Origin of the sequence: Lamprobacter modestohalophilus (assembly GCF_016583905.1) — a bacterium.
GTDB lineage: Bacteria > Pseudomonadota > Gammaproteobacteria > Chromatiales > Chromatiaceae > Lamprobacter > Lamprobacter modestohalophilus.
The window spans coordinates 99,119-112,906 of the sequence record NZ_NRRY01000004.1; the positions used below are offsets into that span (position 1 = coordinate 99,119).

Sequence of the window (13,788 nt, forward strand, 5' to 3'; positions counted from 1 at the left end):
GATAACCTGTTTGCAGGCACACAATGCATAGGCTGCTGAGCTAAACGAAAGGCGTCGGGGTCAGGCATCGGGCGTTCTCATCAATAGAGCGGGATTGTCGATCGATCAGATCGACGCCGGCATCATAGCCACGCAACCGCAGGATTTGGTTACGCACTGCGGTCTCCAGCAGCACAGCAAGGTTACGACCAGGGGCCACGGGCAAGGTGACCTCTGGAACCGACACGCCAAGGATCGTCCGCGTCGAGAGGCTGCCCCGCAGGCGGTCCATTTGCGCCAGCGCGTCTCCATCGAACGACCGCATGTTGACGATCAAGTTCAGCTGCTCTCGCCGTTGCAGCGCCCCCTCACCAAACATCGCCCGAACATTGAGCACGCCGAGTCCCCGCACCTCCAGGAAGTCTCTGAGCAGCTCAGGACAGCTTCCCTCTAAGGTCTCCGGGCCAATGCGCGCGACCTCGGGGGCGTCGTCGGCGATCAGCCGGTGACCGCGCACTACCATCTCGAGCGCAAGCTCGCTCTTACCGATGCCAGGGTCGCCCATCAAGAGCACCCCCATGCCCAGCACGTCAAGAAAAACGCCGTGCAGGGTTGTGCGCTCGGCAAGGGCGTAGGTGAGGAAGTACTGAAGCCGGTCGACGATCTCCTCTTCGGCGCGGGGCGAAGAGAGCAGGGGCGTGCCAGACTGCTCAGCGCGGGCAAAGAAGCCAGGCGGAGGATCGATGTCCTGGGCGAAGATGACCGCCGCAGGCTGAGCGGCAAATAACCGCTCGACGATGTCACGGCCGGCTGCGCGGCTCAGATCCGCGAGATGGTGGATCTCGGCAAGCCCCAGCACCTGCAGGCGGTTGGGATGGATGCAGTTCAGGGAGCCAACCAGACTCTGAGCCGCACCGGCCGATGAGTCGGAGCTGAGCAGCGCAAGCGGCTGATCAGGCACTGGCGTTAGCCAACGCAGCCCGAGCCGAGGGCCTAGGTGCTCAACCAACCCCTGTAACGTGTCGACGGGCGGCATCGGCGCGATGAGCCTGGCTTAATCGCGGCGCTGCAACACATCCAGCACAATGCTGGCATCATTCGCAGCCCTCAGAGCCGAGCGCAGTTGCGGATCACTGAAACGCTCGGCGAGTTGGGCGAGCAGGTTCAGATGAGCATCGGTTGCCTCCTGCGGCACGAGCAGCCCAAAGGCGAGATCAACCGGCTGGTCATCCGGCGCATCGAAGCTCACCCCTTCGCTCAGCTGAACAAAGGCGCCAACGGCGTTATCGATACCCTCAATGCGGGCATGCGGCAGCGCGATACCCTCACCCAAACCAGTGCTTCCGAGCCGCTCGCGCTCGTTCAGCAGGTCAAAGACCGAGGCCGGCGGGCAGTCCGGCCGCGCTGTCGCCAACAGCTCAGCCAAGGATTCTAGCAATCGCTTCTTACTCGTGACCTCGACACGGCAGCGAATTCGTGGCTCAGCAATCAAACTGGGGGGAAACATCGACCGTCGCTCCAGAAAATAGGTCTTCGCGTGCGGGACGCAGCACGGCCTGGTCGGATAAAGGCAACGACGCCGGAGACAGCAGGCTGACGGCGTCGCAAAGGGGGCCGGAGCCAACGCGGTCTCGCTCCGGCGCAGTCGTAAACTTGCAGCTCATCGCTGCAAGCAGCGCGAGCAGCGCTCAGTGCAGCGCTCAGTGCAGCGGCGCATCGATCTCATCGACCTCATCGTCCGGCTCGCCGCTGACGGTCTCGCCTTCGGCCGGCGTCTTGGTTGCACTGCCGCGGTGACTCTGGCGCTTTTCCTTATGCTTCAGCACCTGGCGGTCGAGCTTGTCGATCAGCCCATCAATGGCAGCATACATATCCTCATGCACGGCATCCGCAAAAACATCAGCGCCGTTCATGTGGATACGGGCCTCGGCCTTCTGCCGGAGCTTCTCGATACTCAGGATCACATGCACCTTGATCACATGATCGAAGTGGCGCTCTAGGCGCTCGAATTTACTCTCGACATAGCCCTTCAGGGGCTCGGTAATATCGACATGATGACCCGTCAGGTTGATTTGCATAGTGTCACTCCTGGGTTGGCAAGGAAGCCTGAACCGCGGTTAATCAACAACGCGGCTAGAGGCGCTTGCGCTCGTTCGAGGGTGGGATACCCATGGCCTCGCGGTACTTGGCGACGGTACGTCGCGCGACATTGATGCCCTGTTCGGACAGAATGCCGGCGATCTTGCTGTCGCTCAGCGGTTTGTTCGCCGTCTCGGCGGCGACGAGCTTGCGGATAAAGGCGCGAATCGCGGTCGAAGAGCATTCGCCGCCCGACGCCGTGCCCACATAGCTGGAAAAGAAATATTTGAATTCGAGTGTGCCCCGCGGCGTGTGCATGTACTTTTGCGTGGTCACGCGCGAGACCGTCGATTCGTGCAGCTCGAGCGAGTCTGCAACATCTCTGAGGATCAGCGGACGCATCGCCTCCTCGCCGTAATCGAAGAAATCGCGCTGTAGCTCGACGATCTTCGCCGCCACCCTCAGCACCGTATCGTTGCGGCTGAGCAGACTCTTGATGAACCAACGGGCCTCCTGCAGATGCGTCTTCAGACAGACATTCTCGGCGCCATCATCGGCGCGCCGGATCAGCTTTGCATAGTCTTCGTTCACTCTCAGTTTAGGCTGAGTTTCAGGATTTAGCTCGACCTGCCACACACCCGCTCGTTTCCGCACCAGCACGTCGGGGATCACGTAGTCGGTCTGGTGATCGCTGATCAGGGAGCCGGGCCGCGGTTGCAACGACCGAATCAGCGCTAATGAGTGCCCCAAATCCAGGTCGGAGAGCTTGGTATGGCGCCTCAGCTCGTCGAGGTCATTACGCGCCAGCGCATCGAACAGGGTATCGCAAATCTTGAGTGCCCCAGCCCGATGCGCCGTCTCAGGAGGCAGCTGACGCAGTTGTAGCATCAGGCACTCGCGCGGATCACGAGCCCCCACGCCTGCCGGGTCGAGGGCCTGAATGCCGTGCAGAACCGCCTCGATCTCGTCCAGCTCGAGGTCATCGAGTTCCAGGGTCTCGAGCAGCTCGGCAGGATCGAGCCGCAGATAGCCGTCGGCATCGATGGCATCGATGAGCGCCTCGGCGATCACCCGGTCTCGCGCCCCCAGATGGCCCAGATTGAGCTGCCATTCGAGGTGGTCGTGAAGGGTTTGCGGTCGTGACTGCTGCGCGAACAGGTCGACATCGCCGGACGAGCTCTGGCCCGGAGCGCTGGAGGGCCCCGCGTACTGTGCGCTCAGATCACTGTCGTAGGTATCGCTCCACTCACTGTCGAGCGGCAGCTCATCGGGCAGCGTGCTGGATTCAGCCGAAACCTCAGCATCGACGGCCGCGTCGGCCCGTTCTTGATGCGGCTCAACGGCCTCGCGCGAAGGCTCCATGGCGCCGTCTCGCCCTCTCTCATCGTCCTCCGATGTCTCCAGCATCAGGTTGGACTCGAGCGCATCCTGAATCTCGCGCTGGAGATCGAGCGTGGAGAGCTGTAACAGCTTGATCGCTTGCTGGAGCTGCGGCGTCATGGTCAGGTGCTGACCAAGACGGAGCTGGATGCTTTGCTTCATTCCGAGCGGCTATGCGGGTACAAAAGTCCTTACTGCCATGCAGTCTAGACGAAAAGGCTGCTCATTCGCAGCGCGAAGCTCATGTTCGGTGGTTTCTGGCAACGCTTTCAAAGCCGAAAGTGCTCGCCAAGATAGACCGCGCGCACCTGCGGGTCTTGCAACAACTCCGCTGGCGCGCCACTGGCAATCACCCGACCGGCGTTGATGATATACGCCCGGTCGCAGATGTCGAGCGTCTCCCGAACATTATGATCTGTGATCAGCACACCGATCTGACGATCGCGTAGATGACTGATAATCCCTTTGATATCGCCGACCGCAATGGGGTCAACCCCAGCGAAAGGCTCATCGAGCAGCATGACCTTGGGCTCGACGGCGAGCGCGCGGGCGATCTCGAGCCGCCGACGCTCACCGCCCGAGAGGCTGAGCGCCAGCGAATCGGCAACATGGCCGATCCCCAGCTCATCCAAGAGCTCATCGCAGCGCTGGCGACGATCCTCGCGGCTGGTGCCGTTACGCATCTCGAGCACCGCCGTCAGATTATCCCGCGCCGTGAGCTTGCGGAACACCGAAGGCTCCTGCGCCAAATAGCTCAGGCCGCTCCGTGCTCGCGCGTGCATCGGCCGATGGGTAATGTCCTCGCCATCAAGGGTGATGCGGCCAGCGTTAGCGCCCACCAGCCCGACGATCATGTAAAAGCTGGTGGTCTTACCCGCCCCGTTCGGCCCCAACAACCCAACCACCTCGCCGGCGTTGACGGCAAGATCGACGCCATCAACCACGCGGCGGCGGCGATAGGTCTTGGCCAGCGCACGCGCCTCAAGGGTCGCCATCACTGAGCCGAAGCCGGCTTGGGCGCAGACTCCGCTGCCGACTCGGGCTCGATGCGGATCTTAACCCGATCGCGGCCCTGCGCGCTGCTGCCGGCAGTCACGCGCTCGGTGATGCGATTGTAGACGATGCGGTCGCTGGCAAAACGATCCTCGCCTTGGACCAGCACCGCATCGTCGATCAACGTCAACTCTTCGCGATCCGCCTCGTACTCCATGCGCAACGCGCGCCCGGTTACCTCGTCCGGGTCATCATCAAGCTGCTGCCGATAATGCACCGGCTGACCGATCGCAATGATCTTCTCGGCGCGGCGGTCTGGCTTATGGTGCACCAGCACCTCATCCGCCTGGATAAACATGCTGCCCTGCGTCACCTCGACGTTGCCGATGTAGAGGCTGGTCAACTGCTTTTCGTCAAGCTCAGCGGCATCAGCCTCGATGTACATCGGCTGATATTGATCCGCCTCGAGCGCCAGCACGGCTGTCGCGGCCGCAAACAGCGTAGCCGCAAACAGCAGACCCAACGGCGCGGCTAGCCCCCAACCGCAGTCTTGATTCGGGCTCATGGCCGTCTCCTCATGGTGCATTCATCTTGCGTCATCATCGGTGCTAGGAACCAGCGCCGCGCGGGCACGCCCGAACAGCTGGATGCGCGTCGTCTCGCCGATCCAGGCACGCATGCCCTCGGTCGCGGTGATCCAATCCTCAGCGCGCTCGATCTCGACAAAATCCGCGGTCTCGGCATAATCGACCTCTGGCAACACCAACAGCTCACTGGTGCGAAGCTCGACCGGCGCCGACTGGGCTGTCGCGCCCCGCTGCAGCCGCACCTCTTGCTCGAGCAGGATCTCGTCGCCGCGCGCATTGATCCAGGCACGCGCCGAGCGCGCATGCAAGGGCGGTCCATCATCGCTGTAGACAACGAGCACCGGGTCATCCAGCTCGCTGCTCCCATCATCCGGATAGTGGCGAAGGCGTTGTGCGCTAAGACGGCGCTCGGGCTGGCCAACAGCATCGAGTGTCATCGCACGCAGCCCTTCGACGACATAGTCGGGCCGGCGCTCAGTGCTCGGCGTTAGACTCTGATCGGTGTCGCGCACGGACAACCACCACCACGCAGCCAGTCCTGTGGCGATCAACAGCGCCGCCAGGGATAATTCGCGCTGCGTTAGAGGCATGGAGCGACCACAAAACCGACCGCCCCAGGGCATTCAGCAGCACGTCGCCAGGCCTGCGCTGCCTCTGCCTCTGCCTCTGCCTCTGCCTCTGCCTCTGCCTCTGCCTCTGCCTCTGACAGTAAGCCAAGGATCAAGCGCCGGGGTCCCATCAGCGACGAAGATAGTCGGCAAAAATGGTCTCGAGCTTGCCCTGCGCCGCAAGCAGGCCCTCACACACCTCACGCGCCGCACCTTGACCGCCGGCCAATCGCGTTTGCCAATGACAGTGCTCCCGCACTAGAGGATGAGCATCAGCCACCGCGATGGCCAAACCCACCTGCAACATCACCGGCAAGTCAACAACGTCATCGCCCACATAGGCAATTTGTGCGTGCTCGAGCCCACACGCCTGGCGCAGTTGCGCATAGGCCGGGCGCTTGTCGCGCTGCCCCTGGTAGAGGTGCGTCACGCCCAGACTTTCCATGCGGATCCGCACCACCTCGGATTGACGCCCGGTAATCACGGCCATGGCGATACCCGCCTGGCGCAACATCGCCATGCCATGGCCATCGCGCGAGTTGAAGGCCTTGTATTCTTGGCCATCGTCACCGAGAAAGAGGCTCCCGTCCGTCAGCACTCCGTCAACATCGAAGATCACCATCTCAATCGCTTTGGCGCGCGCTTTGTAATCGGTCATGTGGCTCTCGCTCTTCACCCCAGTGCACCCAGACGGCTCTCGGCTCTATGATACCCGGATGAGCAACACAACGATGGTTACCTGCCGCGGCTGGTGGGATCTTGCCGACAGCGATCTATTCTATCCAGAAGACCTGCCGCAAGACTGGCGTCTAAGCTATTTTGCCAACAGCTTTCGCGCCGCCCTGCTGCCAGCCGCGCTTTGGACCGACGCCGATCCGCAGACCGCAGCGCAATGGTATGACGACGTACCACCAGGCTTCCGCTTCGCCGCCGAGCAGTCGCTGACGCCATCGCAAGCGACGCAAGCGCGTCGCCAACCGCTCGTGCCGGCGGAGCTTGAACAGCGGCTCGGAGCCAAACTCGACGCCTGGATAGAGCCGATTGACGAGTCGGCATCGACGACCCTCTCGACCATAACCGGCAGCGACGCCAACCGCCGCTTGCGCTATCAACGCCGCCCAACCGATCAGCGAGGCGAGACTGACCCAGAGCGCAGTTGCCCCTCCTGCTACGGCCTCATCGCCCCGGCCGAACTGCATCGCGATCTGCGCCGGGCGCGAGATTGGCTGCGCAAGATGGCTGAGCAACAGGGCCAAGCACCCAGCTTGATCATCATGGCACGGCCGAGCAGCACTGACCTGTCGGCCTGGCAAGAGCTGTTAGACCTCCTCGGGCTCGGTTAACCGGCATCGCGCGCGAGTCATCTGCGGTGGCGCGGCGCCCTGAGCCTTCGCCTCCGAGTCGGGGCTGCACCAGGCTTGAGCGAGAAGCAGGGCGAGAAGCAGACGGGGCACAGCGGATCAGTCGGCGTCGCCTCATCCTTGACGCTACCAGGTACAGACCGCGAGAATGCCGGGCTTTGGATCGTCGCCAAAATAAGGACTCCCGTCCCATGGCAACAGCGCAGTCAGAGCAAGTACCAGCGACGCTGCCGCGTGCGGAACGCCCCGGCATGACTGACAAGCAAATGCTCGTCAACGTGCGCGGCCTGCGTTTCTGCCACGGGGATCGCTGCATCTTCGACGGCATCGATCTAGACATCCAGCGCGGTCGGATCACCGCCATCATGGGTCCGAGTGGAACCGGCAAGACCACCCTGTTGAAGCTCATCAGCGGCCAGTTGCATGCCGACGCCGGGACCGTTGAAGTGGACGGCCAGACCATCCAGGAGCTCAGCCGGGACGCGCTTTACCAACTTCGCATTCGCATGGGCATGTTGTTTCAGAGCGGCGCCTTGCTGACCGATCTGAACGTGTTCGAGAATGTCGCGTTTCCGATCCGCGAGCATGCCAAGCTACCAGAGTCCGTGCTGCGCAAGCTGGTGTTGATCAAGCTTGAGGCCGTTGGCCTGCGCGGCGCGGCTGCACTGATGCCGAGCCAGCTCTCGGGCGGCATGGCGCGGCGCGTGGCGCTGGCCCGAGCCATCGCACTCGACCCGATGATGATCATGTACGATGAGCCCTTCACCGGACAGGACCCGATCTCGATGGGGGTGTTGGTCTCGCTGATCCGGCAATTGAACGATGCCAGCGAGATGACCAGTATCATCGTCAGCCACGACGTGACCGAGACCACCAGCATCGCTGATTATCTCTATATCATCGCCAACGGTCAGATCATGGCCGAAGGCACACCGCAAGAGGTTGCCGCGAATGAGTCGGACTGGGTCCGACAATTCATGCAAGGCGAGCCGGATGGCCCCGTCCATTATCACTACCCAGCACAGACGCTGGAGCAGGATCTGCTCCAGAGCGTCCGCCACTGAGCACCGCCCCATTGCTTGACTCACTGGCGAGACTCGGTCGCGTCGGGCTTGCGATGTTAGCGAGCCTTGGCCGTGCCCACCTGTTGCTCATTAGCATCCTCCGCGGCCTGCCCTCGATGCTGGTGCGTCCGCGCTTGTTGCTGGTGCAGATCTACGGCGTCGGCGTGCTCTCATTGTTGATCATCGTCGTCTCGGGCCTCTTTGTCGGCATGGTGTTAGGCCTTCAGGGCTACTATGTACTGTCCCAATTCGGGGCCGCTGAAAGCCTGGGCGTGATGGTCGCCGCCTCCCTGGTCCGCGAGCTCGGCCCAGTGGTGACAGCGCTGTTGTTCGCCGGCCGCGCCGGCTCCGCGCTGACCGCCGAGATCGGCTTGATGAAGGCGACCGAGCAATTGTCTGGCCTGGAGATGATGGCCGTAGACCCGGTCAAACGGGTGCTGACGCCACGTTTTTTCGCCGGCCTGATCTCAATGCCGCTACTGGCCGCGCTGTTTAGCGCCATCGGCGTGATCGGCGGCTGGTTTGTCGGTGTCGGCCTGCTCGGCATCGATGACGGCGCCTTTTGGGGGCAGATGCAGAACAAGATCGACTTTGATGAAGACCTGGTCAATGGCGTGATCAAAAGCCTGGCCTTTGGTCTGGTCGTGACCTGGATCGCGCTCTACGAGGGCTATGATGCGACCCCAACCTCGGCCGGAGTCAGCCGTGCCACCACCCGTACCGTGGTGCAGTCGGCGCTCGCGATCCTGGGGCTGGATTTCATTCTCACTGCTTTGATGTTCGGAGGCTGAAGCCATGGCGCGAATCCGCCTGAGCGAGATCCTGGTCGGCGTCTTCATGGCGCTCGGCTTCGTCGCGCTCTTCTTCCTGGCCATGCGGGTCAGCAATCTAAGCACCGCGGCCACCGGCGAGGGCTACAACCTGACCGCCAAGTTCGACAACATCGGTAGCCTTCGGGTGCGCGCGCCCGTGACCATGGCCGGGGTTCGGCTGGGCCGGGTCGAGGCGATCGATTTCGACCAGGAAACCTACCAGGCGCTGGTCACCTTGCGCATCGAAGACCGTTACGACCAGATCCCGACCGACACCTTTGCCAACATCTTCACCGCTGGGCTGCTCGGCGAGCAGTATATCGGCCTTGATCCAGGCGGTAGCCCAGAGGTCTTAGGCAATGGCGATCGCATTGAATTCACACAATCAGCCTTGGTACTCGAACAGATGATTGGACAATTTCTCTTGAGCAAAGCAGAGGAGGGTGGCGAATGAGCGCACTCCGAATGAGAACACGCCGAATAAGAACACTCTTAGTCGCTGGCATCCTGTTACTAGCATGGCCTCTAGCCAGCCTAGGCGCGGAACCCTCAGCGACGCAGTTGGTCGAGCGCACGGCCGATAAGATGCTCAGCACGCTCGAGAATCGGCGCGCCGAGGTCGAGCGCAAGCCGCAGCTGATCAACGAGCTGGTGGATAGCATCCTGGCGCCGCACTTCGACTTCGAGCAGATGACCCGGCTCGCCGTCGGTCGCGACTGGCGCACTGCTAGCCCGACTCAACAACAGGGGCTCACCGACAGTTTCCGCGATCTATTGGTCCGCACCTATGCCAAATCGATCATGAAATACTCGGGCCAGGACATCGTCTATGAGGCCGCGCGCCCAGGCACACGCTCAGGAACTGTCGTCGTGCCGACCGAGGTCCGGGCTCCAGGATCGGCCCCGATCCCCATCGACTATTACATGCTCGAGCGCGGCAGCAGCTGGATGGTCTATGACGTCGTCATCGACGGCGTCAGCATGATCTCCAACTATCGCAGCCAGTTCCGCACTACAATCGCCACTTCGGGCATCAACGGTCTGATCGAGCAATTGCGCGCGAAGACGGCACGCGGTGCCTAGAGCGATGCGGCATCGACAAGCAGAGCAGCCGGCAACCGATCGGCTGTCAACACTGGCGGAGATCAGCCCCGGGCAATTCGAGCTGAAGGGTGCCTTGATCCTCAGCACCGTGCCCACGCTGGCGCGGCAGGGCGCGCGGCTACTGAAGGCCGTGCGTACCAAGCGCGATAGCATGCCCTTGGCGGTCGAGATCGACCTCAGCGGTGTCAAGCGCAGCAGCAGTGCCGGTATCGCGCTGTTGCTCGATTGGGTCGATCAGGCTGGCTGCGACGGCATCGACCTGCAGTTTCGCAACTGGCCAGAGGCCCTGGTGCGCATCGCCAGCTTCTCCAACGTCGAGGGTCTGCTCCGCATCGAGACCGCCCAGCATGGATAAACTCTTAATCAGCGGCGGCGCCCGGCTCAATGGTGAGGTGCGTGCCTCCGGCGCTAAGAACGCGGCCTTGCCGATCATGGCCGCCACCCTCTTAGCAGATGGCATCTGCACGCTTTCCAACGTCCCGCATCTGCGCGACATCACGACCACGATGGAGCTGCTCGGGCGACTCGGGGTGCAGCTGACGGTCGACGAGCGCATGGGCATTCAGGCCGATGCGCGGGAGGTCACGAGCGTCGAAGCACCCTACGAGCTGGTGAAGACGATGCGTGCATCGATCCTAGTGCTCGGCCCCCTGCTGGCGCGGTTCGGCGCGGCCGACGTGTCGCTGCCCGGCGGCTGCGCGATCGGTGCCCGCCCGGTGAATATCCATCTCGATGGGCTGCGCGCCATGGGCGCCGAGGTCCGGGTCGAGAACGGCTTTGTGCATGCCCGCGCCAAACGTTTGCGCGGCGCGCGCTTTGTGATGGACATGGTCACCGTCACCGGCACCGAGAACCTGATGATGGCGGCCGCGCTCGCCGACGGCGAGACCATCCTCGAGAATGCCGCGCGCGAACCTGAGGTGGTCGATCTGGCGCAGTTCCTGAACCGAATGGGCGCGCGCATCAGCGGCGCCGGCACCGATAGCATTCGCATTCAGGGGGTTGAGCGGCTCGCCGGCACCGACTATGCCGTGATGCCGGATCGGATCGAGACCGGCACCTACCTGGTCGCGGCGGCGATGACCGGCGGCCGCGTTCGGGTGCGCGACACCCGTGCCGATCTCCTCGATGCGGTGCTGATGAAGCTACGCGAGGCTGGCGCCCAGGTCAGCACCGGCGAGGGCTGGATCGAGGTCGATATGCAAGGCAAGCGACCGCGCGCCGTCGACATCCAAACCGCGCCACATCCCGCCTTCCCGACCGACATGCAGGCGCAGTTCTGCGCCCTCAACAGCATCGCCGAGGGCACCGCCACGGTGAAGGAGACGGTGTTCGAGAACCGGTTCATGCATGCGCTGGAGATGCAGCGCATGGGCGCCGATATCCGCATCGAAGGCAATGTCGCCATCTGCCGCGGTGTCGAGCGACTGACCGCCGCGCCGGTGATGGCGACCGATCTGCGCGCCTCAGCCAGTCTGGTCCTCGCCGGTCTGGTCGCCGAGGGCGATACACTGATCGATCGCATCTACCATATCGATCGCGGCTACGACAATATCGAGGAGAAGTTTGCCGCGCTGGGTGCTGTGATCCGGCGCGTGCATTAACCCGAGCTAGCCACGACTAATCCGCCCTAGCCATTGCTGATCTGCCCTCACCCAGGCTGAGATCCCCTGACCCGTCCAGTTGCCGAGAGTGACCGTATCTATGTCCGACGACCAAAGGCTCACCATCGCGCTCTCCAAGGGACGCATCTTCGAGCAGACACTGCCATTGCTCGAGGCCGCCGGGCTTCAGGCAGCGGAAGACCCGGAGACCAGCCGCAAGCTGATCTTGGATACCAATGATCCGCGCGTGAAGCTGGTCATCATCCGCGCCAGTGACGTGCCCACCTATGTGCAATATGGCGCCGCCGACCTCGGCGTCGCCGGTAAAGACGTCCTACTCGAGCATGGCGGCGAAGGACTCTACGAACCGCTCGACCTGCGCATCGCCTGCTGCCGGCTGATGGTCGCTGGCCGGCCCGATACCGCGCTGGTGCCACCGCCGGCGCGCGGTCGGCTGCGGATCGCGACCAAATACGTCCGTGGTGCTGAGCGCCACTTCGCCGCCAAGGGCCAGCAGGTTGAGATCATCAAGCTGTATGGCTCGATGGAGCTCGCGCCGCTGGTTGGGCTCGCAGACCTCATCGTCGACCTCGTCGAGAGTGGTAACACCCTCAAAGCCAACGGACTGGTACCGATCGAGCATATCAGCGACATCAGCTCGCGCTTGATCGTCAACAAGGCCTCCTGGAAGATGAAACACGCGCGTGTGAGAGCACTGGTCGAGTCGCTGCAGGAAGCGGTCGAGGCGCAGGCCGCAGCAGGCCGATAACGACGCGCCATCAACCGTCAACCGGGCAGAAAAGACCTTTTTGAGCAGTATCCGGTTTCAGGAGTCACCAACAGCGTGACCAGAATGAACCACAGATGAACACGGATAAACACAGAATTGAAGCATGACTAAGATCGCTCACCCCAGGATCGCTCGTCTGAGTACCACAGATGCGGATTTCGACGCCCGCCTTGATGCCCTCCTCGCCTGGGAGTCAGTCTCGGATGCGGGCGTGAAGCAGATCGTCGAGACCGTGATCGCGGACATTCGTCAGCGCGGTGATGCCGCGCTGATCGACTACACCGCGCGCTTTGATCATTGGCAACCTGAGAACGCCGCTGCTCTCGAGCTGGATCAGGCCCGGCTCAGCGAAGCGCTGGAGCGCATCCCGTCCGCTCAGCGCCAAGCCCTGGAGACCGCGGCCGAGCGTATCCGCGCCTATGCCGAGCATCAGCGCCTACAGGGCTGGGAGATCACCGATGCCGAGGGCAACCTGCTCGGCCAAAAGGTCAGCCCGCTCGATCGGGTCGGGCTCTATGTGCCCGGCGGCAAGGCGGCTTATCCGTCATCGGTGCTGATGAATGCGCTGCCGGCCAAGGTCGCTGGCGTGCCAGAGCTGGTGATGGTGGTGCCGACCCCCGGCGGCGAGCTCAATGAGTTGGTGCTGGCAGCGGCCGCGATCGCTGGCGTTGATCGCGCCTTCGCGGTCGGCGGTGCGCAAGCGGTCGCCGCCCTCGCCTACGGCACCGAGACCGTACCGGCCTGCGACAAGATCGTCGGCCCCGGCAACATCTATGTCGCCACCGCCAAGCGCGCCGTGTTTGGCCAGGTCGGCATCGACATGGTCGCCGGCCCGTCCGAGATCCTGATCCTCTGCGACGGCGAGACCGATCCGGATTGGATCGCGATGGACCTGTTCTCGCAGGCCGAGCATGATGAGGACGCCCAATCGATCTTGATCGCTTGGGATGCCGACTACCTGGACCAGGTCAGCGCCAGCATCGAGCGACTGCTGCCGCAGATGGAGCGCAGCGAGATCATCGCTCAGGCGCTGAGCGCGCGCGGCGCGCTGATCCTCGCACGCGACCAGGACGAGGCAGCTGAGATGGCCAATCGCATCGCGCCCGAGCATCTGGAGCTGTCGGTGGCAGAGCCTCAGGCCCTCGCCGAAAAGATCCGCCACGCTGGCGCCATCTTCATGGGCCGCTACACCGCTGAGGCGCTGGGCGACTACTGTGCCGGGCCGAATCATGTGTTGCCCACCTCGCGCACCGCCCGCTTCTCATCACCACTCGGCGTCTACGACTTCCAAAAGCGCTCGAGCCTGATCATGGCCTCTGCGGCTGGTGCCGCGGCGCTTGCCGATTCCGCGTCAGCGCTCGCCCGCGGCGAGGGGCTGACCGCCCATGCCCGTTCGGCTGAGTATCGTGGCGGCGGTCGAGATTGAT

The 13,788-nt window shown here is 63.0% G+C and carries 17 protein-coding genes; 9 read left to right on the top strand and 8 right to left on the bottom strand.

Translation table 11 applies throughout. From position 1 onward, the window contains the following. Nucleotides 1-40: 40 nt before the first annotated feature. From hprK to kdsC, 8 genes are all read right to left on the bottom strand, one after another. Entirely contained in the window at nucleotides 41-1,015 is a 975-nt protein-coding gene (gene hprK, locus CKO42_RS04330; RefSeq protein WP_200239755.1) for an HPr(Ser) kinase/phosphatase, read from the bottom strand. A gap of 18 nt (nucleotides 1,016-1,033) precedes the next feature. Beyond that, nucleotides 1,034-1,486, bottom strand: coding sequence for a PTS sugar transporter subunit IIA (locus CKO42_RS04335; protein ID WP_200239758.1), 453 nt, complete (start codon nucleotides 1,484-1,486; stop codon nucleotides 1,034-1,036). Between the two features lie 193 nt (nucleotides 1,487-1,679). Beyond that, nucleotides 1,680-2,057: a ribosome hibernation-promoting factor, HPF/YfiA family gene (hpf, locus tag CKO42_RS04340; protein ID WP_200239760.1), complete on the bottom strand. Its 378-nt coding sequence runs from the start codon at nucleotides 2,055-2,057 to the stop codon at nucleotides 1,680-1,682. Nucleotides 2,058-2,112: 55 nt separating this feature from the next. Beyond that, nucleotides 2,113-3,600 carry an RNA polymerase factor sigma-54 gene (locus tag CKO42_RS04345; protein ID WP_200239762.1) on the bottom strand — a complete coding sequence of 496 codons (1,488 nt, stop codon included), beginning with the start codon at nucleotides 3,598-3,600 and terminating at the stop codon, nucleotides 2,113-2,115. 107 nt (nucleotides 3,601-3,707) lie between these two features. Then, the gene (gene lptB / locus CKO42_RS04350; protein ID WP_200239764.1) at nucleotides 3,708-4,433 is read right to left on the bottom strand and encodes an LPS export ABC transporter ATP-binding protein; all 726 of its coding nucleotides are present in this window, start codon (nucleotides 4,431-4,433) and stop codon (nucleotides 3,708-3,710) included. After that, nucleotides 4,433-4,996: a lipopolysaccharide transport periplasmic protein LptA gene (gene lptA / locus CKO42_RS04355; RefSeq protein ID WP_200239766.1), complete on the bottom strand. Its 564-nt coding sequence runs from the start codon at nucleotides 4,994-4,996 to the stop codon at nucleotides 4,433-4,435. The genes lptB and lptA overlap by 1 nt, the downstream gene beginning before the upstream one ends. A gap of 21 nt (nucleotides 4,997-5,017) precedes the next feature. After that, nucleotides 5,018-5,608: an LPS export ABC transporter periplasmic protein LptC gene (gene lptC / locus CKO42_RS04360; RefSeq protein WP_200239768.1), complete on the bottom strand. Its 591-nt coding sequence runs from the start codon at nucleotides 5,606-5,608 to the stop codon at nucleotides 5,018-5,020. A gap of 148 nt (nucleotides 5,609-5,756) precedes the next feature. Continuing rightward, a complete protein-coding gene (gene kdsC, locus CKO42_RS04365) occupies nucleotides 5,757-6,284 on the bottom strand; it encodes a 3-deoxy-manno-octulosonate-8-phosphatase KdsC (RefSeq protein WP_200239770.1) in 528 nt (175 codons plus the stop codon). 58 nt (nucleotides 6,285-6,342) lie between these two features. Between kdsC and CKO42_RS04370 the strand changes: the two genes are divergently transcribed. The 9 genes from CKO42_RS04370 (at nucleotide 6,343) to hisD (ending at nucleotide 13,787) form a co-directional block, all read left to right on the top strand. After that, complete coding sequence (locus CKO42_RS04370; protein ID WP_200239772.1) at nucleotides 6,343-6,969, top strand: DUF72 domain-containing protein; 627 nt, start codon at nucleotides 6,343-6,345, stop codon at nucleotides 6,967-6,969. A gap of 269 nt (nucleotides 6,970-7,238) precedes the next feature. Then, the gene (locus CKO42_RS04375) at nucleotides 7,239-8,051 is read left to right on the top strand and encodes an ABC transporter ATP-binding protein (protein WP_242479109.1); all 813 of its coding nucleotides are present in this window, start codon (nucleotides 7,239-7,241) and stop codon (nucleotides 8,049-8,051) included. Nucleotides 8,052-8,062: 11 nt separating this feature from the next. Beyond that, nucleotides 8,063-8,842: a lipid asymmetry maintenance ABC transporter permease subunit MlaE gene (mlaE, locus tag CKO42_RS04380; RefSeq protein WP_200239776.1), complete on the top strand. Its 780-nt coding sequence runs from the start codon at nucleotides 8,063-8,065 to the stop codon at nucleotides 8,840-8,842. 4 nt (nucleotides 8,843-8,846) lie between these two features. After that, on the top strand, nucleotides 8,847-9,317 hold the full coding sequence (gene mlaD / locus CKO42_RS04385; protein ID WP_200239778.1) for an outer membrane lipid asymmetry maintenance protein MlaD: 471 nt from the start codon (nucleotides 8,847-8,849) through the stop codon (nucleotides 9,315-9,317). After that, nucleotides 9,314-9,946: an MlaC/ttg2D family ABC transporter substrate-binding protein gene (locus CKO42_RS04390; protein WP_242479110.1), complete on the top strand. Its 633-nt coding sequence runs from the start codon at nucleotides 9,314-9,316 to the stop codon at nucleotides 9,944-9,946. The genes mlaD and CKO42_RS04390 overlap by 4 nt, the downstream gene beginning before the upstream one ends. A gap of 4 nt (nucleotides 9,947-9,950) precedes the next feature. Continuing rightward, nucleotides 9,951-10,322: an STAS domain-containing protein gene (locus CKO42_RS04395; protein WP_200239780.1), complete on the top strand. Its 372-nt coding sequence runs from the start codon at nucleotides 9,951-9,953 to the stop codon at nucleotides 10,320-10,322. Further along, nucleotides 10,315-11,571: a UDP-N-acetylglucosamine 1-carboxyvinyltransferase gene (murA, locus tag CKO42_RS04400; protein ID WP_200239782.1), complete on the top strand. Its 1,257-nt coding sequence runs from the start codon at nucleotides 10,315-10,317 to the stop codon at nucleotides 11,569-11,571. The genes CKO42_RS04395 and murA overlap by 8 nt, the downstream gene beginning before the upstream one ends. A gap of 100 nt (nucleotides 11,572-11,671) precedes the next feature. Next, complete coding sequence (gene hisG, locus CKO42_RS04405) at nucleotides 11,672-12,340, top strand: ATP phosphoribosyltransferase (RefSeq protein WP_200239784.1); 669 nt, start codon at nucleotides 11,672-11,674, stop codon at nucleotides 12,338-12,340. Between the two features lie 124 nt (nucleotides 12,341-12,464). Beyond that, entirely contained in the window at nucleotides 12,465-13,787 is a 1,323-nt protein-coding gene (hisD, locus tag CKO42_RS04410) for a histidinol dehydrogenase (protein WP_200239786.1), read from the top strand. The last annotated feature ends 1 nt before the right edge of the window (nucleotide 13,788 follow it).

Bases quoted from the DNA above. Each gene is read 5' to 3' on its own strand.
- hprK (WP_200239755.1), bottom strand. From the start codon at position 1,015: ATGCCGCCCGTCGACACGTTACAGGGGTTGGTTGAGCACCTAGGCCCT.
- CKO42_RS04335 (WP_200239758.1), bottom strand. From the start codon at position 1,486: ATGTTTCCCCCCAGTTTGATTGCTGAGCCACGAATTCGCTGCCGTGTC.
- hpf (WP_200239760.1), bottom strand. From the start codon at position 2,057: ATGCAAATCAACCTGACGGGTCATCATGTCGATATTACCGAGCCCCTG.
- CKO42_RS04345 (WP_200239762.1), bottom strand. From the start codon at position 3,600: ATGAAGCAAAGCATCCAGCTCCGTCTTGGTCAGCACCTGACCATGACG.
- lptB (WP_200239764.1), bottom strand. From the start codon at position 4,433: ATGGCGACCCTTGAGGCGCGTGCGCTGGCCAAGACCTATCGCCGCCGC.
- lptA (WP_200239766.1), bottom strand. From the start codon at position 4,996: ATGAGCCCGAATCAAGACTGCGGTTGGGGGCTAGCCGCGCCGTTGGGT.
- lptC (WP_200239768.1), bottom strand. From the start codon at position 5,608: ATGCCTCTAACGCAGCGCGAATTATCCCTGGCGGCGCTGTTGATCGCC.
- kdsC (WP_200239770.1), bottom strand. From the start codon at position 6,284: ATGACCGATTACAAAGCGCGCGCCAAAGCGATTGAGATGGTGATCTTC.
- CKO42_RS04370 (WP_200239772.1), top strand. From the start codon at position 6,343: ATGAGCAACACAACGATGGTTACCTGCCGCGGCTGGTGGGATCTTGCC.
- CKO42_RS04375 (WP_242479109.1), top strand. From the start codon at position 7,239: ATGACTGACAAGCAAATGCTCGTCAACGTGCGCGGCCTGCGTTTCTGC.
- mlaD (WP_200239778.1), top strand. From the start codon at position 8,847: ATGGCGCGAATCCGCCTGAGCGAGATCCTGGTCGGCGTCTTCATGGCG.
- CKO42_RS04390 (WP_242479110.1), top strand. From the start codon at position 9,314: ATGAGCGCACTCCGAATGAGAACACGCCGAATAAGAACACTCTTAGTC.
- CKO42_RS04395 (WP_200239780.1), top strand. From the start codon at position 9,951: ATGCGGCATCGACAAGCAGAGCAGCCGGCAACCGATCGGCTGTCAACA.
- murA (WP_200239782.1), top strand. From the start codon at position 10,315: ATGGATAAACTCTTAATCAGCGGCGGCGCCCGGCTCAATGGTGAGGTG.
- hisG (WP_200239784.1), top strand. From the start codon at position 11,672: ATGTCCGACGACCAAAGGCTCACCATCGCGCTCTCCAAGGGACGCATC.
- hisD (WP_200239786.1), top strand. From the start codon at position 12,465: ATGACTAAGATCGCTCACCCCAGGATCGCTCGTCTGAGTACCACAGAT.